We start from the raw sequence: 20,642 nt of genomic DNA, 5'->3' as shown, positions 1-20,642 counted from the left end.
CAAAGGGTCAACAGCGGATCGCTGCCACTCTCTGGGGTTTGCACACAAACCGGCAGGCCCGAAGACCTGCCTGTCCGCCCGCCCACTGCCCGGCTGCGCCTTTTTTCCATGGCGCTTCGCGTTGCAACGACCTTAGGCGATGAAGTGATTCGCAGTCAAGTGACTGATTCGCTTTCAGCTGGTTGGCGCGTATATTTCACAGATCGGGCTGACCGGCGTCGGGCTGACCAGAAACGGCGTTTCGGGCGGCATCCCGCTGTCTTCGATCCAGACGCCGTTCAGGCAGAAATCCTGCGCGTAATTGCCAAGGTTGAAACCAAAGCCGGGATTGCCGCAATCATCGGCATTGCCACCGGCGTTCCAGGCCTGGCTGACGCCGAGGCCGATCTGATCCGGCGTGTAGAAAAATCCGCCGCCCGGATCGAAATGCAGCACCCAAGGGGTGGTGTCATCGCGCATCGCGAGGTCCCATTTGCCGATCAGACCGCCATCAAGATAGCCTGCGATGCGAAAATCGGTTACATCGGCTTCGGTGATCAAGGGGCGTGAGATGGCGGCGGGCTCAACGCTCATCTGGCCGGTCATGGTGTAACCATTCGCGCCTTCCCAGCAGAAATAGAAATCCACCGCATGGGCCTGTGTGCCAATCAATGCGAGCGCCGTTGTCAGCATGCGGATCATTGACCGTTCTCCCGGATGACATGGCCTGCAAGGTAAAGCGACCCGCAGATCAGGATGCGCGCCTGTGGTGTGGCATCGCGGATCGCGATGATCGCATCCTGCACGCTGGCAGCGGTGCTGGCGGGCAGACCGACGTCGGTGGCGATCCGCGCGGTGTCTTCTGCGGGGATCGTCGCGGCCTCGCCGGGGATCGACACAGCGGTCAGGCTTTCGGCCACATCGGCCAAGGGCCGCAGATAGCCTGCGATATCCTTTGTGTTCAGCATTCCGCAGATCAGATGCGTTGGGCGCGCGCTTTGGGCGCGCAACGTCGCGGCCAGCGCTGCCCCCGCTGCCGGATTATGCCCACCGTCGAGCCAGAGTTCCGCAGGCGCTGCCAGATCGACCAAAGCGCCTTTGGTCAGCTTTTCCATCCGCGCGGGCCAATAGGCGCGGGTGACTGCCGCCTCGCAAGCGGCCTCATCCTTGCCCAGATAGCGCAGGGCGGCGATGGCACTACCAGCATTCATCACCTGATGCGGACCGCGCAAATTGGGCAAAGGCAGGTCCAGCAAGCCGTGATCGTCCTGATAGATCAGGCGGTTATGTTCGGCGCTGACATGCCAATGTTGGCCATAGGCCAGCAAGGGCGCGCCCAGACGGGCCGCGACGCTTTCGATCACATCCATGCTTTCGTCATGTTGCGGGCCAACAATGCAAGGCACGCCGCGTTTGATGATCCCGGCCTTTTCGCCTGCGATTGCGGCCAGAGTATCGCCAAGATAGCTTTGATGATCCAGATCGACCGGGGTGACGATGGTCAGCGCCGGTTTGGCGATCACATTGGTCGCGTCCAGCCGCCCGCCAAGGCCGACCTCAAGCAATGTATAATCCGCAGGGGTTTCGGCAAAGGCCAGCAAGCCCGCCACTGTCGTGATCTCGAAATAGGTGATCGGATCGGGGCCATTGGCGGCATAACAGCGGTCCAGCACATCGGTCAGCGCGTCCTCGGTGATCAGATCACCGGCCAGCCTGATCCGTTCGTGAAACCGCGCCAGATGTGGGGATGTGTAGGCATGGACCCGCGCGCCGCCTTGTTCGAGGCCGGCGCGGATCATCGCCTGTGTCGAGCCTTTGCCGTTGGTCCCGGCCACATGGATCACGGGCGGCAGGCGATCCTGCGGATTGTCCAAAGCCACCAGCAAACGCCAGACCCGGTCCAGCGTCAGGTCGATGACCTTGGGGTGCAGGGTCATCATCCGCGCCAGAATGGCGTCAGAGCTTTTGGTCACTTTTCCGCTTCCACCACAGGGGCGGGTTCAGGCTCTGGGGCTAGCTCCAAGGACGGCGCAGGCAGATCGCCTTTCACCGGTGCGGCCTGTTTGGTCAGCAGCCGCACGATGGTGACCAGTTCATCCTTCAGATCGGTGCGTTTGGTCACGCGGTCCAGCATCCCGTGATCCAGCAGATATTCGGCGCGCTGGAACCCTTCGGGCAGTTTTTCGCCGATGGTCTGTTCGATCACCCGCGCCCCGGCGAAACCGATCAGCGCATTGGGTTCGGCAATCTGCACATCGCCCAGCATTGCATAGGAGGCGGTCACGCCGCCGGTGGTCGGATGGGTCAGCACGACGATATAGGGCAGACCCGCCTCTTTCAGCATCTGCACCGCAATCGTGGTGCGCGGCATCTGCATCAGGCCAAGGATACCTTCCTGCATCCGCGCGCCACCGGCGGCAGAAAACAGGATCAAGGGGCGTTTAAGCTCTATCGCGCGCTGCGCCGCTGCGACGATTGCATTGCCGACATACATCGACATTGATCCGCCCATGAAGGAAAAATCCTGCACCGCGACGATAACGCCCGTGCGGCCCATATCGCCTTCGGCGACCAGCATCGCGTCTTTTTCGCCGGTTTTCTTGCGGGCTTCCTTGATACGGTCGGTATATTTCTTCTGATCGCGGAAATGCAGCGGGTCGGCGACCGGATCAGGCACCGCGACTTCGGTGAAGACACCGCCGTCGAACAAGGATGTCAGCCGCTCACGCGCGCCGATGGCCATGTGATGGTCGCAATTGGTGCAGACGTTCAGGTTATCGGCCAGTTCGCGGTGAAACAGCATGGTCCCGCATTCGGAGCATTTGGTCCACAGATTCTCGGGGACTTCGCGGCGCGAGAACAACGAATTGATCGTTGGGCGAACGTAATTGGTGATCCAGTTCATAGGCGACCCTTTGGTTGACCCCTGTCAGATATGGCGCTGCGGCAGAAAATGCAATCAGCGCCTGATCGCGATCCGGGCTGCCAGCCACATCACATAGACCAATGCCGCCTGGATCAGCAGTTGCACAATCGCCCATGATGACAGCAAGGTGCCAAGATCCGAGGCGAATTCTGCCGGATCGGCATAGGGATAGACAAACAACGCCAGCCCCGAGGCGGGCCAGCCCTGCACGCCATAAAGCAGCACCGCCAGAATGTTATTCGCCAGATGCAGCCCGATGGCCGCGCCCAGATTGCCGGTTCGCGCGGTCAGATCGGCACAGGCAAGGCCCAGCAAGGCCGCCCAGATCGCCCAGATCACCCCATCGGCGGTGCCAAACCCATTCCAGTAATGCACAAGCCCGAACAGGACCGAAGGAACCCCCATCCAGACCCAACGCGATGACGACAGACACGCCAACTGCTGTTGCAGATAGCCACGAAAGAACATTTCCTCCGCACCGACCTGCACCAGCAGGACCAGCAGCGCCACCGGCACCAGCGCCACCCAGATCCCGAAATTGCGCATTTGCGCACCCATGGCGGGATCACCCCAACGCGGCAAAGCTTCCAGCAAAAGCAGCACCGCCACCACGGCAACAGTCACCCGTTTCAGATCAACCCAAGCAGCCGGCGCGTCACCGATCAGCGACCAGAACCCCCGATGGTGCAGCAGATGCAGCAGGCCCACGATCCCCAAGGCCGGAATCCCAAAGGCTGCAAATTGCATCAATGTGCCGGTCGCGCTGGTGCCGTCGACATAGATTTCCAGCGCCGCGGGTGGCAACAACAACGCCATGATGCCGGGGGTCACGCCGAAAATGAACTCGACCAGCACCACCATCACCGCGATGCGCCAGATGTCCCGCAGCGGCCATGCGGGTCGGATAAAACGGGCATGGGCGGCATAGGGGTCCGACATCGCTGCATTTACACATCCCGCCACGATCCCCGCAACGCATGTTTCGCGCTTGTGTCACTGCCGCCCGTTATTTAGACCTGCTGCAACAGTTTCCGGGGAGTAGAAGTGATGTCCAACAACCGTGTCGATAAATCCAGATTGCCCAGCCGCCATGTGACCGAAGGCCCGTCGCGCGCGCCGCACCGGTCCTATTTCTATGCGATGGGTCTGGATGAAGAAGCCATCGCGCAGCCTTGGGTCGGCGTTGCCACCTGCTGGAACGAAGCGGCACCTTGCAACATCTCGCTCAACCGGCAGGCCCAAGCGGTCAAGCTGGGCGTGAAAAAGGGCATGGGCACGCCCCGCGAATTCACCACGATCACCGTGACGGATGGGATCGCGATGGGGCATGAAGGGATGCGGTCCTCGCTCGCGTCCCGCGAGGCGATTGCCGATACGGTCGAGCTGACAATGCGCGGCCATTGCTATGACGCGCTGGTCGGTCTGGCCGGTTGTGACAAATCCTTGCCCGGCATGATGATGGCGATGGTCCGGCTGAACGTGCCGTCTGTCTTCATTTACGGTGGGTCGATCCTGCCAGGCCGGTTGAACGGTCAGGATGTCACCGTGCAGGATGTGTTCGAGGCTGTCGGCAAGCATCAGGCCGGCAATATGTCAGATGCCGAACTTGAGGTTTTGGAACGCGTCGCTTGTCCGTCAGCCGGTGCCTGTGGCGGGCAGTTTACTGCCAACACCATGGCTTGTGTGTCAGAGGCGATTGGTCTGGCGCTGCTCAATTCCTCCGGCGCGCCTGCACCTTACGAATCGCGCGACCAATATGGTGTCGCCTCGGGTGAGGCGGTGATGAACCTGATCGCCAAGAACATCCGCGCCCGCGATATCGTGACCCGCAAATCGCTGGAAAACGCCGCACGGATCGTGGCCTGCACCGGCGGGTCCACCAATGCCGGGCTGCACCTGCCCGCGATTGCGGCAGAGGCCGGGATTGATTTCGATCTGTCCGATGTCTGCGATATCTTCCGCGACACGCCTTATTTCGTCGATCTCAAACCGGGCGGCAAATATGTGGCGAAGGACCTGTATGAGGCTGGCGGCGTGCCCGTCGTGCTGAAAGAATTGCGCAAGGCTGGGCTGATCCATGAGGATTGCATGACCGCTTCTGGCCGGGTCATTGGCGAAGAACTCGATATGATCAAAGGCGAGGCGGATAACCGCGTCATCTATTCCGTCAGCAACCCGATCACCAAGACCGGCGGCGTTGTCGGGCTGACCGGCAATCTGGCCCCCGAAGGCGCGATTGTGAAGGTTGCAGGCATGGCACCGGAAGAACAGGTCTTCACCGGCCCGGCCCGTGTGTTCGAATGCGAAGAAGATGCGTTCGAGGCGGTGAAAGCCCGCAAATATGAAGAAGGCGAAGTGCTGGTCATCCGCAACGAAGGCCCCGCAGGCGGGCCGGGGATGCGCGAAATGCTGTCCACCACCGCCGCGCTGTCGGGTCAGGGTATGGGCAAAAAGGTCGCGCTGATCACCGATGGCCGGTTTTCAGGCGCAACACGCGGTTTCTGCGTCGGTCACGTCGGGCCAGAGGCGGCACATGGCGGCCCCATCGGATTGCTGAAAGACGGGGATATGATCACGCTGAACGCGATTACCGGGGAATTGTCGGTCGATCTGACCGATGACGAACTGGCAGAACGCCGTGCCAATTGGAAAGGCCCGCGTGAGACGATCTATGCCTCGGGCGCTTTGTGGAAATATGCGCAGCTGGTCGGCTCCACCCGGCTGGGCGCGCTGACCCATCCGGGGGCCAAGGGCGAAAAACACATCTATATGGATCTTTAAGACCATGATCCGGGTTGCGCTGGCCTTGGCAGGAATGGCGGTCCTCGCGGCTTGCGATCCTGCCGGGGTCGCGGCACCTGTGGCGATGCTGGACGGTGATCTGGTGGTGACGCCACCTGCGGGCTATTGCTCTGATCCATTGTCCAGCAGGCCGCGTGCTGGTTTTGCCGTGTTTGCGCCCTGCGTGACTTTGGGCACCGAGGCTGCTTTGCCCGCGATCCTTGGCGTGGCAACCGTGCAGGCCGGGGATGCGGGATCTGCAATGGTGGCCGGTGACGAGGCTGACCTGCGCGATTTCCTGACCAGCCCGCAAGGCGCGGGCCTGCTCAGCAATGGCGGCGGTGGGGCGACGATATCGGTCGTTTCGTCACAAGCCTTTGACGGGCAGGTCACGGTGCATTTCCGCGACAGCGGTGCGCCCCCGATGGAGGGGCTTGGCAAGGAAGAATGGCGCGCCTTCACCGATGTCAGCGACCGTTTGGTGACCGTTTCGGTGCGTGCTTTGGACGATGCGCCGATCACGGCGGGCCGGGGCGCGGCCTTGCTTGATCTGATCCTCAAAGGGATCAGTCCTGAGACCGAGATGCCATAGTTCTGACCACGATCGCCCGACAGCAAAGGACCCGCCAGATCAATGCCGATCAAACCACATGGAATGTTGGGGCGTTTGTTCCACATCGGCGTATTGGCACGGTGGAAACTGGCAACAGCGGCTGCACGCCAGACAAGACGACGCATTCTGCGCCTGCAACGCGCGCAAGCGCGGCAGTTGAAGTCGGTGTTGCAGGAATTCTGCCATCTCGCCGATGACCGGCTGGCCCTGCCGCAGACCGGATCGGTCAATTTTGTCCGGCCGATTGGCACTGATTGGTCATGGCGGCCCAGGCTCTGGCGGCTGCGGTCTGATCAGCCCGGTCGCGCGCCGGTGTTCGACAAGACCCGGTTTGGCGATGAGATCGGCATTTTCCACGATTGCCCGCATCACGAAATCACGATCCGTCAGATCCGCAATCTGCGGGACACCGATATTTCCGCCTTCGGGCTGCGTGTCGATGTGCTGCATTTTGCCGGGTCTTACCTGTCCATCGTGGTCGATCTGCCGAATGAATCCTGCGTGGAGCTGAAAAAGCAGCATCTGATCCAGCTGTCAGCGGTGATTGAAAAAGAACACCCGACCCAGATTCATGCCCGGTTGAATGTCAAAAACGGCCCCAATACCGAACAGATCCTGCTGACCTTGCCGGATGGCGATGGCATGGCCAGTGTCGAATTTGACCTTGCCTATACCCAATTGAACGAAAAACGCGCGGAACGGATGTGGATCGATCTGATGATCGATGAGGCTTCGATGAACCAGATCACCTTTCGTGATCTGACCATCAGCCGGTATCCCCGTGCGCAGATCTGACCCGAGAGGCGTGGAACGATGACACAACCGACCCTGACGCAATCCCGTCTGCATGCCGGTCTCTGGGAAGCTTTGCTGGAAGGCGCAGATCATGACGCCCCCAGTCTGACCGCCACCCATGAAGGCCGCGCCGTGCCCGATCTGCACTGCGTTCCGGGTCCGCAGGACGGCACATGGCGCATCAGCCTGCCGATCCCGGCGCATGTGTTGAATGATGGTTTGCAGACCATCGTGATCAGTCTGGCCGATGGCACAAAGATCGGCAGTCTGGCCATCCTGGCGGGTGCGCCGCTGGCCGATGATCTGCGGGCGGAAATCGACCTGCTGCGCAGCGAACTCGATCTGCTGAAATCCGCCTTCCGGCGCAGGGTTCAGGAAAATTAACCTTGTCTTGCCCGCGGCATGATATGGCTGATGTCATCCCAGTAATCCTGTGATCATTGTATGTGTAAAACTGTTTAACCATTCGTAAAGGACCATCCCATGAACCGTCGTTTCGCCCTGAAATCTGCCATCTGCGCTGTGGCGACAGCCTCATTCGCCGCCTGTGTTCCGGTGGCGACAGAGGGGAATGTCATCGACGTGATGGCCGCAAACAGCGATTTCACCACGCTGATCGCGGCGGCGACCGCAGCTGACATTGTCACGCCGATGTCGACCTTGGGGCCCTTCACGGTATTTGCGCCCAGCAACGCAGCCTTTGACGCCCTGCCCGCAGGCACGCTAGAAAACCTGCTGCTGCCAGAAAACAAAGATCAATTATATGCCATCATGGTCTATCATGTCGTGCCAGGCACCGTGACGACCGAACAAATGGCAGGGCAGCGGCTGACCTTGGCGACGATCAATAACGCCGGTCTGCCTGTCGACGGGCGCGACGGGCTCAAGGTCGGCGGCGCCACGGTCACCGCCGGTGACACCCCGGCCAGCAACGGTGTGATCCACACGATCGACCGGCTGCTGATGCCATGATGCCCCCCCGGTGACGCCACGTTGGAGGTGACGTCACCGAAACCATTGGCCATTCTGCGACCAAAGGGAGGCCCGCAATGACCCAATATCCACATCTTCTGGCACCGCTTGATCTGGGCTTTACCACGCTGAAAAACCGCGTGGTGATGGGGTCGATGCATACCGGGCTGGAAGAAACCGGCGACTGGAACCGGGTTGCGGAATTCTATGCCACCCGCGCACGCGGCGGTGTCGCCTTGATGGTCACTGGCGGCATGGCCCCCAATGCCGAAGGCGGCGTGTTCCCCGGTGCCGCCGGGCTGTTTACCGATACCGATATCGCCAATCACCGCATCGTCACGTCCCGCGTGCATGACGCTGGCGGCAAGATCGCGATGCAGATCCTGCATGCCGGGCGCTATGCCTATAGCCCCAAATGCGTGGCCCCTTCCCAGATCAAATCGCCGATCTCGCCTTTCCCGCCGCAGGAACTGGATGCGGCGGGGATTGAAAAGCAGATCAGCGATATGGTCACCGCTGCCACCCGCGCCCGCACGGCGGGTTATGACGGGGTCGAGGTGATGGGGTCCGAAGGCTATTTCCTCAACCAATTCCTTGTCACCCATACCAATAAACGGACCGATGATTGGGGCGGGTCCTATGCCAACCGCATGCGCCTGCCGGTCGAGGTGGTGCGCCGCGTGCGCGCGGCTGTCGGCCCTGATTTCATCGTGATCTACCGGCTGTCGATGATCGACCTGATCCCGGATGGGTCAACCTGGGACGAGGTCCTGCAACTCGCCCGCGCGATTGAAGCCGCAGGTGCCACCATCATCAATACCGGCATCGGCTGGCACGAGGCGCGGATTCCCACCATCGCCACCTCTGTGCCGCGTCGCGCCTTTGCCTGGGTGACCAAGAAACTAATGGGCGAAGTGACGATTCCCGTCATCACCTCGAACCGGATCAACACACCTGATGTCGCCGAATCCGTGCTGGCCGATGGCTGCGCGGATATGATCAGCATGGCGCGGCCCTTTCTTGCCGATCCTGATTTCGTGGCCAAAGCCGCCGCTGGCAAAGCAGCAGAAATCGCACCCTGCATCGCCTGCAATCAGGCCTGTCTGGACCATACGTTCAGTGGCAAGCTATCCTCTTGTCTGGTCAATCCGCGCGCCTGTCATGAAACCGAACTGACCATCACCCCCGCCCCCGCCGCCAAACGTATCGCAGTCATCGGCGCTGGCCCTGCCGGTCTGGCCGCCAGCCTGACGGCGGCTGCGCGCGGACATGACGTCACCCTGTTTGACAAGGCGAATCAGATCGGTGGCCAGCTGAACCTTGCCAAACAAGTGCCAGGCAAGGAAGAATTCTGGGGGCTGGTAGACTACTACAAAACCATGGTCGCCAAATCGGGCATCACGCTGGCGCTGGACACCACCGCGATAGCGGAAAATCTGGTGGGTTTCGATGAGGTGATCATCGCCAGTGGCGTGATCCCGCGCGATCCGGCGATCCCGGGGCAGGAAGGCCCCAATGTGGTATCCTATATCGATGTGCTGCGCGGCAATGTGCAGGTCGGGCAAAAAGTCGCGATCATCGGGGCCGGTGGCATCGGTTTCGATGTCGCCGAATATCTGGTGACCGACGACAGCCCCACCGATCACCTGCCCGACTGGCTGGTCGAATGGGGCGTCGGTGATCCGGCAGAGGCGCGGGGCGGTCTGCGCCCGCAAGGACCGCAACCCACAGCGCCGGTCAGACAGGTGACCTTGCTGCAACGCAAGGCCGAAAAGCTGGGCAAACGGCTGGGCAAGACCACCGGCTGGATTCACCGCGCCGGGCTGCAGATGAAAGATGTGCAGATGATCGGCGGCGTGAATTACGAAAAGATCGACGCAGACGGCCTGCATATCAGCGACGGGGATGCCCGCAGCAACCCAAGATTGATTGCCGCCGATACGATCGTGCTATGTGCTGGCCAATTGCCCGAACGCAGCCTTGCCGATCAATTGATCGCCGCAGGGCGCAAGGTGCATGTCATCGGCGGCGCGGATGTGGCTGCCGAACTCGATGCGAAACGCGCGATTGATCAAGGGACACGTGTCGCCGCCGCGCTTTGACTCGGCGATAGGCTTTGCGCGGGGTCGCCCGGAAATTCTGCGTTAACCATACCTGAAATTGCATCAATCCTGTGACAGACCGCCTTATTGTCTGCTCCGCGCCGCTTTCCTGCCTAAATTGCGCGCAATACACATGCACGTGTAACGAGTAATCTGGATTTTGTAATGGATCGTTTGACCGAAATGGAAGCCTTTGCGACAGTTGTCGACCAAGGTGGCTTCACCGATGCCGCCCGGAAAATGGGTATTTCTAAATCTGCCGTCTCTAAACATGTCTCGGCGCTGGAATCGCGGCTTGGCACACGCCTGCTGAACCGGACGACCCGCCGCGTCAGCCCGACCGAGATTGGCCTTGCCTATTATGATCGCGCGCGGCGCGTCCTGAATGACGCGGGCGAGGCGGATGCCTTGGTCACCGCGATGCAAAGCCCGCCATCGGGCCTGTTGCGCGTCAGCGTGGCGACGGATTTTGGCGTCAATCACCTGTCGCCCATTTTGGGCGCATTTCTGCGAAAAAACCCCGATATCACTGTCAATATGGTGCTGAATAACCGCTATGTTGAATTGGTCTCCGAAGGTTTCGACATCGCGGTGCGGATCGGCGAGGTCGAAGATGGCACTTTGCGCAGTCGCAAACTGACCGAAACGATCCGGCGCATGGTGGCAAGCCCGGCCTATTTTGAGAAATATGGCCGGCCGGAAAAGATTGACGATCTCAACAATCACAAGCTGCTGCATTATTCCAGCAATGCCAATGCGGCGGTCTGGAAACTGACCGCGCCATCGGGCGAAAAACGTCAGGTGCGCACCGCCGGGTCGCTGACGGTGAACGACGGGCAATCCCTGCTGAACGCCTGCATCGGCGGGCTTGGCATCGCCTATCTGCCCTGCCTGCTCTACGCCGACGCGCTGCACAAGGGGCTGGTCCAGGATGTGATCCCCGAATTGCCGCGCGAAACCCAAGGGGTCTATGCCGTCTATCCACAAGGGCATTTTACCCAACCCAAAGTGCGGGCCTTTGTCGATTTCCTGACCGAGGCTTTTGCCGATAAAGGCCCCGAATCCTGGTGATGTCAGCGCCCCAAACGTTAAAATTTTTGGCGGTTTGCCGTGGGGCGTTAAGGAAATCTTAAGGTTTTGTTGCCAGTTTGTGCCAACAAAACTTTGGGGGTGCTTATGGAACGCATCATGCAAATCCTTGCACCACAGGATGTCTGCGGCATCTTTTCCCGCGTGCTGTTCTTCACGGCTGTCATCGCAGCCGCGAATGTGGCCTTCGCCTGGGCTGCGGGGCCATATCTGCCTTCCAACCGGCTGCTTTATCAGCTGATCAATGCGGCGATCGTCGGGACACCGTTCATCGGGGTTTTCTTTGTCGTGATGATGTTTCAGGTCCGGCTGCAACGCCGCCTGTGTCACCTGTCACGCAAGGACGGGTTGACAGGGCTGAACAATCGCGACACTTTTTTCGATCTCGCGGCAAAATGCAATAAACGCTATCAGACCGGCATCCTGTTGCTGCTGGATGCGGATCATTTCAAACAGATCAATGATACTTACGGCCATCAGGCGGGGGATAATTGCCTGAAATCCATTGCCTATATGCTGCAACGCAACCTGCGCGACGAAGATGTGACCGGGCGTATCGGGGGCGAGGAATTTGCTATTCTGCTGGCCAATGCGTCCGTCGAACAGGCCCATTTCATCGCAGAACGCCTGACGCGGCCCATTCCATTCCGCGGCGGTCCTGAAAACCAGCATCTGACCGTGACATTATCTGTCGGGGCGGTCGTGACATCGCCTGACCAACCGCTTGATCTGTTGTTCGCGCAGGCCGACCGCGCCCTGTATCAGGCAAAATCCGAAGGCCGGGCGCGGATTGTCTTTGCCAATGATCTTGCGCCGACGGCAAAACTGCAAATGGCCCTGTAAACCGCTATTCCGTCGATGTGATGATCACTTCGACACGCCGGTTTGCCTCGCGCCCTGCCGCGGTCAGGTTGCTGGCCAGCGGGGCGAGATAGCCCATGCCCTCCGCCGCCAATTGGCTGCGGTTCACGTCATAGGCACTGACCAGCCGTTCCAAGACTGACCCCGCCCGCCGTTTCGACAGCGCGATATTGCTGTCCAGCCCGCCCACGGAATCGGTATGCCCGACAAGGGCGACCGTCCGGTCAGGATGGCTGGCCAGATATGCGGCAAGGTCCGTCAGGACATCAAATTCCTGATCCGTTAAATCGGCCGACCCTGTTGCAAAGGCCAGACCGGGAAGAATGGCGCGACCTGCAGCATCCAGCTGACTGGCAAGACCGACCTCTGCGCTGTCGTCAGGCGAGCCGGCAGGCGGGATCGTGGCGGCGGCAAGCGGCGCTGGTTCCTGCGACACCGGGCTAACCCGCGTCACCTGCACGAACCCCGCCTGCGCCGTCCGGCTGATGAAAAGGGTGACATAATCCGGCCCCTCTGCTGTCACCCGCTCGGCTGTCAGAAACCGGAAATCGCCCAGATTGATCTGCATTTCGGGCGGTGGCAGCGCGGATGTGGCAAAGCGGAAATCAAATCCGCCGCAGGCTTCGGTCTGGCATTCAAAGATGATGCGGAACCTATCGTCGCGCAATTGTTCGCGCAACGGGCGCAGTAATTGCAATGTCGTCAGGGATTGCGAATCGATGCGCCAGGCCTCGCGGGTCAAGGCCCCTTCGACCGGGGTCACCGGCAGCAGGCCATCCGCCCAGATCCCGACCGGCAGATCATAGCTGTCCAGCGGGCTCGTCTCGCTCGTCTGCATGGCCGCATTGGCCGGGAAGTCAAGGATCTGCGCCTGCCCAGCCGAGGCCGAGAGGGCCAGAAAAACCAAGGCTCTGATCATCGGGCCTGCGCGTGATAGGCATCATTGGGGCGCATATCAGTGGCCGATGCGATCCGGTTGGTCATATTGTAAAATCCCGCCACAGCCGCAATATCCCAGATATCCCGGTCCGAAAACCCGACCTGCCGCAAGGCATCACGGTCCTTTTCTTCGATCCGGGCCGAGGCCAGTGTCACCTTTTCCGCAAAGTCCAGCATCGCCTTTTGCCGCGCGTCCAGCGGCGCGACCCGCCAGTTCATCACCAGCATTTCGCCCAAGGACGGATCGCCCGACATCTGCCGCACTGCCGCGCCATGCGCCGCCAGACAATAATAGCATTTGTTCACCGAGGACACGGCCACCGCGATCATCTCGCGTTCCAGTTTTGTCAGGCCGGACTCGGCCAACATCACGTCGTTATAAAGCCCTGTGAAGGCGTTCAGCTTGTCGATATCAAAAGCATAAGCGCGCAGCACATTGGGCACCATTCCCAGCTTGTCCTGACAAATATCGAAATATTTCTGTGTCGCCTCGGGCAGCGGATCGACCATCGGCAGGTCAAGGGCGGTGGGTTTATCGGTCACGATCGTCCTCCGGCTGGATGCGGTAATGGTACTGTCCCACAACCCCCATCCCGAGGGAAGTATAGAGCGCATGCGCGCCCGTATTTGCGCGGGTCGCCACCAAAGTCAGCCAGCGCGCGCCCTGCGCCTGCGCCCAAAAGGCCGCGGCAATCGTCATCTGCCGCGCCAAGCCTTGCCGCCGCTGCGCCACCGCGATTTCCAGCGCGTGGATCATGGCGCAATCGCCAGCAATACCGATGAACAAAGTGCCCGCAGGCCGGTCCTGCAACCGCCCGAGGATCGTGGTTTTCGGCAGCGGCGCACGGTCCATGATCGTAAGCCTGCCTGCACCGATCCCGCCCGCCGCCCAGATTTCCACCTGCGCGGCCAGCGGCGGCCAGACCTCGAACGTGGTCACTGGTGGGGGGCGCATTGTCGCGATCTGCGCCACCGGGGCGGCGTAGAGATTGACCGGGTCCTTGATCAGATAGCCAAGGTCAGCCAGTTCACGGTCAAGTGCCGCATCCTGATCGCGGATCATGAACAGCGGGCGCTGGCCTGCCGCGCGCATCGCTTCAGCCGCCTGCGCGATATCGCCCGATTGCCATGGCGCATCCGCTGTCGCGGCACTGACCCTACTGCTGCCGCTGGGATCAAACCGGATCGTCCATGACCCCAATCTCTGGCGCGCCTCGGGCGGCCATGTCGCGTCGATCACGTCGTAGCATTGCTGGGCTGAAGGCAATGTCATCCGGGGAAAAGCTGTTCCAGCGTGGCGAAAGCCGCATCAACCCGTGCCTGATCCTGGCCCCGGATCACAAGATTGGCGCCGTAAATCCCGTCCTTCTGAAACGGATAAGACCCGACCGACAGGTCAGGATGATCCGCGGCAAAAGCGCCCAAAGGCCCGGCGATATCCCCCTCGCCCCGCATCACGCGCAGGCTGCGCGATAGCAGCGGCGCGCCGCCGGTCAGCGTCGGCAGCACGCTCGCCACCATCGCCTGAAACACCGATGGCACGCCCGCCATCACATGCACATTGCCGATGCTGAACCCCGGCGCGGTGCTGACCGGATTGTCGATCAGCCGCGCTGTCGCAGGAATCCGCGCCATCCGTAGGCGGGCTGCGTTCAGTTCCTGCCCTGACCGGTCATAATGCGCCTGCAACAAGGCGCGCGCATCATCGCGCACGTCGATCGTGTCGCCAAAGGCGGCAGCGATGCAATCGGCAGTGATATCATCATGCGTCGGCCCGATTCCGCCGCTGGTGAACACATGGTCGAACGCTGCCGACAGGTCCTTGACCGCCGCGATGATCGCGGGCGCGTCATCGCTGACGATGCGGACCTCGCGCAGGTCAATGCCCACCTCGGTCAGCCGCCCGGCCAGATGATGCATATTGGCGTCACGGGTCCGGCCCGAAAGAATTTCATCGCCGATCACCAGCATGGCGGCAGTGGGATTGGGCATTTGGTATCTCCTGTCCTGTTGCAGGCTTTATAGATCGTGGCGACAGATTTGCCACGCCTGTTGCAGGCCTAGAACTTTGCGCGCTTTTGCCCTATATCGCCGCTGATAAGCCAAAGGATAACGCACGTGGACACCAACAAAGGCCGCCTGACCAAAGAGGGCATCCGCATTCATGAGCCCGTCGATTTCGACGGCATGGCCAAGGCAGGCGCGCTGGCCGCGACGATCTTGGATGAGATCGCGGCCCATGTGACCCCCGGCCAGACGACCGGAGAGCTGGATCGCCTGATCACCCAGATGGTCAGCGATGCCGGTGCGGTATCCGCAACCATCGGCTACAAAGGCTATCAACACGCCAGCTGCATTTCGGTCAACCATGTCGTGTGCCATGGCATCCCCGGCGATAAGATATTGAAAGACGGCGATATTCTGAACATTGACGTGACCGTGATCGTCGATGGCTGGTTTGGTGACACCAGCCGGATGTATGTCGCAGGCAATCTGTCCCGCAAGGCCGAACGGCTGATCGACGTCACCCATGACGCGCTGATGAAAGGCATTGCTGCCGCCAAGCCCGGCAATACGTTTGGCGATATCGGCCATGCCATTCAAGCCTTTGCCGAAAGCCACCGGATGTCCGTCGTGCGCGATTTCTGCGGCCATGGTCTGGGCCGGGTGTTCCACGCGCCGCCCAATGTGCTGCATTACGGGCGCGCCGGCACCGGTGCGGTGCTGGAAGAAGGGATGTTCTTCACCATCGAGCCGATGATCAATCTTGGCCGCGCAGAGACCAAAGTGCTGGCCGATGACTGGACAGCCGTGACCCGCGACAAATCGCTGTCCGCGCAGTTTGAACATTCCATCGGGATCACGGCGGATGGCGCCCAGATTTTCACGACATCGCCGAAGGGCCTGTTTCACCCGACTTACACCGTCTAGGTGATGCGGCGCTTCTGGCCCCTGCTGGTTCTTCTTCTGGCACTGGCGGGGGCAGGATTGTCGATCCTGCGGCTGGAACAGACAGGCGCAGGGCTGGTCGCGCAAGAGATCATGATCGGGCAGACGCCCGCCAGCGTGCTGCAACAGCCCGGTATCACCGCCGCCCCTGTCGTCGTCATCGCCCATGGCTTTGCCGGATCGCGCCAATTGATGCTGGGCTTTGCCCAGACCTTGGCGCAGGCGGGCTATATCGTTGTCAGCTATGATCTGCAGGGGCATGGCCGCAATCCGGTGCCGATGTCGGGCGATGTATCGTCCGTCGATGGCACCACGCGCTTGCTGGTCGAGGAACTCGCGCGCGTGGTGGATGCCAGCCTCGCCCTGACCGGTGCCGATGGGCGGCTGGCACTGCTCGGCCACTCAATGGCCTCAGACATTATCGTGCGGCAGGCGGTTGCGGATGACAGGGTCGATGCTGTCGTCGCCGTGTCGATGTTTTCAACCGAGGTGACGGCGGCTTCCCCCGCCAATCTGCTGATTATCAACGGCGCTTGGGAAGACAGGCTCGCGGCCGAGGCTTTGCGCGTCCTGCACCTGACCGACCCTGACGCAGAATTCGCGCAAACATTGGGCGATCCCGCCACTGGCACCGGACGTCGCGCGGTGCTGGCCCCGTCGGTGGAGCATGTCGGCGTGCTCTATGCGCCGACCAGCATGGTGGAAAGCCGCGACTGGCTGAATGCCGTTTTTGACCGCCCGACCGACACGCCTGCCGCCGCGCGCGGCGGCTGGATCGCGCTGCTAATCATCAGCGTCACCGCCTTGGCATGGCCCTTGGCGCGGCTGGCACGCCCGTTGCGCGCTGCGACACCGCCAAAGCGCCTTGCGCGAGGCAGGTTCTGGGCCGCGACTTTGGTGCCGACGATCCTGACCCCTCTCATCCTGCTGCCCTTCGACATCGGCTTCCTGCCGGTGCTGGTCGCGGATTATCTGGCGCTGCATTTCGCGCTCTTCGGGGTGATCAGCCTTGCCTTTCTGGCCCGCGCAGGCGCTTTGCGCTGGGACGCCACAGGCACGCTGCTGGCCCTGCCCGTCGCGATCTTCTGCATCGGCATTTTCGGCAGCATGCTGGATATCTATGTCGCCTCCTTCTTCGCCGTCGATGCAAGGATCTGGATCATCCTCGTTATCGCTGCCGGTGCTGTGCCGTTCATGATCGCCGATGCCTATCTGACCGAGGCCGGGCGCGCCCCGCTCTGGCGGGTGCTGATGGTGCGGGGCAATGCGTTGATCTCGCTCGGCATTGCGACCGCGCTGGATATGGAGGGGCTGTTTTTCCTGCTGCTGATCATGCCGATCATCCTGCTGTTCTTTCTGCTCTTCGGCACTCTGGGCGGCTGGATCGGGCGGGCCACGCAGCGCCCGCTGGCCGCGGGCATCGGGCTGGGCGTGTTTCTGGGCTGGGCCTTGGGGATGACATTTCCGCTCTTCGCGGTCTGATATTGCAATCACCCGCGATATCCTTATCTTTATGGGGTCGCTAGCGGTGACACCTTTCCCTGACATTTCAAAAAGGATGCATCCGATGCGCCTGAACCCCTATGCCGCTGCGCTGGCCGCGCTGACCTTGAGCACCCCCGCTTTCGCGCAAGAAGTAACATTGCGCTTTCAACATTTCGTCTCGCCCGCCAGCGCCAATCCGACCTATTTCATGCAACCCTGGGCCGATGCGATCGAGGAACAATCAGATGGCCGGATCAAGGTCGAAATCTATCCCTTCATGCAGCTCGGCGGATCAGCCACCAGCCAATATGACCTGATCCGCGACGGCGCGATCGATGGCGGCTGGGTGATCCCCGGCTATCAGCCTAACCGCTTTCCCGAGGCAGAGGCGCTGGAACTGCCCTTCATGACCACCAAATCCGCCGAAGAGGCCAGCGCCGCCGCGTGGGAATTCACCCAGACCTATCTGCTGGATGATTTCGCCGATATCCATATCATCGCCGCCCATATGCATGGCCCCGGCATCCTGCACAAACGCGGGTCCGCGCCGGAAAGTGCTGCTGATTTCGCCGGACTGAAACTGCGCGGCCCCTCGCGCATGGCGACCTTGTTGCTGGAAGACCTCGGCGCCTCGCCCGTCGGGATGCCGGTCCCGCAATTCCCCGAGGCGATTGCGCGCGGTGTCGTGGATGGCGGGGTGATCCCATGGGAACAATCACCCTCGCTGAAACTGGATGAGCTGACGGATAGTCACACCGATGTCGCGGGTGACAGGTCGCTCTATAACCTCTATTTTCTCTGGGCGATGAACAAGGCGACCTATGAGGCGCTGCCCGACGATCTGCGCGCGGTGATCGACGCCAATTCCGGGCTGATGGCCAGCCGCTGGGCCGGGCAGGCGCATGACACGGGCGATGCCTTGGGCCGCGATATCATGGCCGCCAGCGGCAATGTGATTGCGACCTTGTCAGAGGAAGCCACCGCGCAGATCAGGACCATCGGTGAAGGCGTCACCAGAAACTGGATCACCGAGATGGATGCCAAAGGATATGACGGTGCCGCCCTTGTCGCCGCCGCACAGCGCGCGGTCGCAGCCACGGCAGAATAAAGCTACCTGATCCGGGCGACCACGTAATCGGCCAGATCGACCAGCATGGTTTTCAACGCATGGTCAGGGATGACGCGCAAAGCATCCTTGGCCTTGCCCGCCCATGCAATCGCATCGGCCCGCGTGCTTTCCAGCGTGCCATGCCGCTGCAGCAGCGCAATCGCATGATCCAGATCGCCATCTTCCTGACGGCCCTTTTGGATCGTGCGATCCCAGAAGCTGCGTTCATCGGCATCGGCTGCCGCGACCGCACGGATCACTGGCAAGGTCAGTTTGCGTTCGCGGAAATCGTCGCCGATATTTTTGCCGGTGGCCTGCGTGCCGCCATAATCCAGCAGATCATCGACAATCTGAAACGCGATCCCCAAAGCATCGCCGAAATCGAACAGCGCCTGTTTTATTGCAGCATCCTGCCCCGCAATCTCGCCCCCGACCTCCATCGCGGCGGAAAACAAGGCGGCGGTCTTGCCGCGCACAACCTTGATGTAAATCTCTTCCGTGGTCGCCAGATCGGCGGCGGCGGTCAGTTGCAGCACCTCGCCTTCGGCAATCGTGGCGGATGCGTTCGCCAGAATATCCAGCACCCGCAAAGACCCGGTTTCCACCATCAACTGGAAAGACCGCGCGAACAGATAATCGCCCACCAACACGCTGGATGTATTATCCCACAACAGGTTCGCCGTGGGCCGCCCGCGCCGCTGGCGGCTTTCATCGACGACATCATCATGCAGCAGGGTCGCGGTGTGGATGAATTCCACAGTCGCCGCCAGATGGATATGATAGGGTCCATCATAGCCACACATCCGCGCCGCAGCCAAGGTCAGCATCGGGCGCAGGCGTTTGCCGCCCGCCTCGACCAGATGGGCGGTCACCTGCGGGATGCGCGGCGCATGTTCAGATGCCATGCGTTCGCGGATCATCACGTTCACCGCCGTCAGATCATCTGCCAGAGCCTCGGCCAGCTGTTCGTGGGGTTTGGTGGCAGCATGGTCAAGGCTCATGGAGAGGTTCCGTCTGTGAGTGGACAAGGGCGGACAGCCGCCGTAAATCATAACAATGAAAGAGCTTTTACGCACCAATGACGTCACTGTCATCGCCTTTGCAACAGCCCTGCTGGACGCGGAAGGTATAGACTGGTTCACCTTCGACGACAATATGAGCATCATGGAAGGCAGCATAGGCATTATGCCGCGCCGCTTGATGGTGCTCGACCGCGACCTGTTCATGGCCGAGGCCGTGATGCGCGATGGCGAGATTGATCTGGGGCGTGACTGATCCAACGACACTCGATGCCTTTCTGGGCGGGCGTTTGCAGATCAGGCAACCGCGCCGGGGCTATCGCGCGGGGGTTGATCCGGTGCTGCTGGCGGCTTCGGTCGCGGCCAAGCCGGGGCAATCGGTGCTGGAACTTGGCTGCGGCGTCGGTGTGGCGATCCTCTGCCTTGGGCGGCGGGTGCCGGGTCTGGCCCTGACCGGCGTGGAATTGCAGCCCGAATATGCAGCGCTTGCTGGGCACAACGCAAAGGCGAATGATCTGACGCTCGACGTGATCACCGCAGATCTGCGCGCCCTGCCCGCCGATCTGCGCCAACGGCGATTCGACCATGTGATCATGAACCCGCCCTATTTTGACCGCGCCGCGGGCACCGCCGCCAAAGACTCCGGTCGCGATACCGCCCTTGGCGGGGACACGCCGCTGACCGATTGGCTGGATATCGGCGCACGACGGCTGGCGCCACAAGGCTATCTGACGCTGATTCAAAGGATTGAACGGCTGCCAGAGGCTTTGGCAGCGTTACAAGGCCGGCTCGGCTCTATCGTTATTCGCCCCATTGCCGGACGGGCTGATCGCGCGCCGGGCCTGTTCATCCTGCGAGCAAGACAGGAAGGGCGCGCGCCCTTTCGCCTGCTGCCGACTTTGGTCATGCACATGGGTGTGGCGCATGTGGCGGACAAGGACAGCTATACATCACAGGTTGCAGAGGTTTTGCGCAATGGCGCTGATCTGCCCATGGATGGGTAATCTTTTGGCAGGATTTGGCT

The 20,642-nt window shown here is 61.1% G+C and carries 22 protein-coding genes; 13 read left to right on the top strand and 9 right to left on the bottom strand.

All coding sequences use genetic code 11. The features are described 5' to 3' along the window. Positions 1–174: 174 nt before the first annotated feature. The 4 genes from VOY09_RS13575 to VOY09_RS13560 are packed head-to-tail and all read right to left on the bottom strand — an operon-like array spanning position 175 to position 3,844. Positions 175–681, bottom strand: coding sequence for a hypothetical protein (locus VOY09_RS13575; protein WP_322894502.1), 507 nt, complete (start codon positions 679–681; stop codon positions 175–177). Then, positions 678–1,919, bottom strand: a complete 1,242-nt coding sequence (locus VOY09_RS13570; protein WP_322894593.1) for a folylpolyglutamate synthase/dihydrofolate synthase family protein — start codon at positions 1,917–1,919, stop codon at positions 678–680. The genes VOY09_RS13575 and VOY09_RS13570 overlap by 4 nt, the downstream gene beginning before the upstream one ends. A gap of 29 nt (positions 1,920–1,948) precedes the next feature. After that, positions 1,949–2,884: an acetyl-CoA carboxylase, carboxyltransferase subunit beta gene (gene accD / locus VOY09_RS13565; RefSeq protein ID WP_322894503.1), complete on the bottom strand. Its 936-nt coding sequence runs from the start codon at positions 2,882–2,884 to the stop codon at positions 1,949–1,951. Between the two features lie 54 nt (positions 2,885–2,938). Next, positions 2,939–3,844, bottom strand: coding sequence for a CPBP family intramembrane glutamic endopeptidase (locus VOY09_RS13560; protein ID WP_322894504.1), 906 nt, complete (start codon positions 3,842–3,844; stop codon positions 2,939–2,941). 108 nt (positions 3,845–3,952) lie between these two features. On the opposite strand from VOY09_RS13560, the gene ilvD reads away from it, so the two are divergent. The 8 genes from ilvD to VOY09_RS13520 all read left to right on the top strand — a co-directional run bounded on the left by ilvD (position 3,953) and on the right by VOY09_RS13520 (position 12,100). Continuing rightward, the gene (gene ilvD / locus VOY09_RS13555) at positions 3,953–5,686 is read left to right on the top strand and encodes a dihydroxy-acid dehydratase (RefSeq protein ID WP_322894506.1); all 1,734 of its coding nucleotides are present in this window, start codon (positions 3,953–3,955) and stop codon (positions 5,684–5,686) included. 4 nt (positions 5,687–5,690) lie between these two features. Then, positions 5,691–6,278, top strand: coding sequence for a dihydroxy-acid dehydratase (locus VOY09_RS13550; protein WP_322894507.1), 588 nt, complete (start codon positions 5,691–5,693; stop codon positions 6,276–6,278). 42 nt (positions 6,279–6,320) lie between these two features. Further along, positions 6,321–7,094 (top strand): DUF6478 family protein, encoded by a 774-nt coding sequence (locus tag VOY09_RS13545; protein WP_322894508.1) that lies wholly within the window; start codon positions 6,321–6,323, stop codon positions 7,092–7,094. 18 nt (positions 7,095–7,112) lie between these two features. Then, positions 7,113–7,478, top strand: a complete 366-nt coding sequence (locus VOY09_RS13540) for a hypothetical protein (protein ID WP_322894509.1) — start codon at positions 7,113–7,115, stop codon at positions 7,476–7,478. A 99-nt stretch (positions 7,479–7,577) separates the two neighbouring features. Then, positions 7,578–8,066: a fasciclin domain-containing protein gene (locus VOY09_RS13535; RefSeq protein ID WP_322894510.1), complete on the top strand. Its 489-nt coding sequence runs from the start codon at positions 7,578–7,580 to the stop codon at positions 8,064–8,066. 77 nt (positions 8,067–8,143) lie between these two features. After that, on the top strand, positions 8,144–10,168 hold the full coding sequence (locus VOY09_RS13530; RefSeq protein ID WP_322894511.1) for an NADPH-dependent 2,4-dienoyl-CoA reductase: 2,025 nt from the start codon (positions 8,144–8,146) through the stop codon (positions 10,166–10,168). Positions 10,169–10,333: 165 nt separating this feature from the next. Then, complete coding sequence (locus tag VOY09_RS13525; RefSeq protein WP_322894512.1) at positions 10,334–11,239, top strand: LysR family transcriptional regulator; 906 nt, start codon at positions 10,334–10,336, stop codon at positions 11,237–11,239. Positions 11,240–11,356: 117 nt separating this feature from the next. Then, the gene (locus VOY09_RS13520) at positions 11,357–12,100 is read left to right on the top strand and encodes a GGDEF domain-containing protein (protein WP_322894513.1); all 744 of its coding nucleotides are present in this window, start codon (positions 11,357–11,359) and stop codon (positions 12,098–12,100) included. A 4-nt stretch (positions 12,101–12,104) separates the two neighbouring features. Here VOY09_RS13520 and VOY09_RS13515 read toward each other — a convergent pair whose 3' ends face one another. Genes VOY09_RS13515 through VOY09_RS13500 form a run of 4 tightly spaced genes read right to left on the bottom strand, consistent with a single transcriptional unit; the run spans position 12,105 to position 15,049 of the window. Beyond that, on the bottom strand, positions 12,105–13,025 hold the full coding sequence (locus VOY09_RS13515; protein ID WP_322894514.1) for an OmpA family protein: 921 nt from the start codon (positions 13,023–13,025) through the stop codon (positions 12,105–12,107). Between the two features lie 8 nt (positions 13,026–13,033). Continuing rightward, positions 13,034–13,600 (bottom strand): peroxidase-related enzyme, encoded by a 567-nt coding sequence (locus VOY09_RS13510; RefSeq protein ID WP_322894515.1) that lies wholly within the window; start codon positions 13,598–13,600, stop codon positions 13,034–13,036. Beyond that, positions 13,590–14,330 carry a GNAT family N-acetyltransferase gene (locus VOY09_RS13505; protein ID WP_322894516.1) on the bottom strand — a complete coding sequence of 247 codons (741 nt, stop codon included), beginning with the start codon at positions 14,328–14,330 and terminating at the stop codon, positions 13,590–13,592. The genes VOY09_RS13510 and VOY09_RS13505 overlap by 11 nt, the downstream gene beginning before the upstream one ends. After that, positions 14,327–15,049, bottom strand: a complete 723-nt coding sequence (locus VOY09_RS13500; RefSeq protein ID WP_322894518.1) for a competence/damage-inducible protein A — start codon at positions 15,047–15,049, stop codon at positions 14,327–14,329. The genes VOY09_RS13505 and VOY09_RS13500 overlap by 4 nt, the downstream gene beginning before the upstream one ends. Positions 15,050–15,175: 126 nt before the next feature. Between VOY09_RS13500 and map the strand changes: the two genes are divergently transcribed. The 3 genes from map (at position 15,176) to VOY09_RS13485 (ending at position 18,599) form a co-directional block, all read left to right on the top strand. Then, complete coding sequence (map, locus tag VOY09_RS13495) at positions 15,176–15,988, top strand: type I methionyl aminopeptidase (RefSeq protein WP_322894519.1); 813 nt, start codon at positions 15,176–15,178, stop codon at positions 15,986–15,988. A gap of 3 nt (positions 15,989–15,991) precedes the next feature. Next, positions 15,992–17,488 (top strand): alpha/beta hydrolase, encoded by a 1,497-nt coding sequence (locus tag VOY09_RS13490; protein WP_322894520.1) that lies wholly within the window; start codon positions 15,992–15,994, stop codon positions 17,486–17,488. 76 nt (positions 17,489–17,564) lie between these two features. After that, positions 17,565–18,599 (top strand): TRAP transporter substrate-binding protein, encoded by a 1,035-nt coding sequence (locus VOY09_RS13485; protein ID WP_322894594.1) that lies wholly within the window; start codon positions 17,565–17,567, stop codon positions 18,597–18,599. Between the two features lie 2 nt (positions 18,600–18,601). Here VOY09_RS13485 and VOY09_RS13480 read toward each other — a convergent pair whose 3' ends face one another. After that, complete coding sequence (locus VOY09_RS13480) at positions 18,602–19,600, bottom strand: polyprenyl synthetase family protein (RefSeq protein ID WP_322894521.1); 999 nt, start codon at positions 19,598–19,600, stop codon at positions 18,602–18,604. A gap of 55 nt (positions 19,601–19,655) precedes the next feature. Between VOY09_RS13480 and VOY09_RS13475 the strand changes: the two genes are divergently transcribed. Then, entirely contained in the window at positions 19,656–19,874 is a 219-nt protein-coding gene (locus VOY09_RS13475) for a DUF2007 domain-containing protein (RefSeq protein ID WP_322894522.1), read from the top strand. Next, positions 19,846–20,622 (top strand): tRNA1(Val) (adenine(37)-N6)-methyltransferase, encoded by a 777-nt coding sequence (locus VOY09_RS13470; protein WP_322894523.1) that lies wholly within the window; start codon positions 19,846–19,848, stop codon positions 20,620–20,622. The genes VOY09_RS13475 and VOY09_RS13470 overlap by 29 nt, the downstream gene beginning before the upstream one ends. Positions 20,623–20,642 lie beyond the last annotated feature (20 nt).

Source organism: Yoonia sp. 67-2, from assembly GCF_035117555.1.
Classification (GTDB): domain Bacteria; phylum Pseudomonadota; class Alphaproteobacteria; order Rhodobacterales; family Rhodobacteraceae; genus Yoonia.
This window is presented reverse-complemented; position numbering and strand designations above follow the sequence as displayed.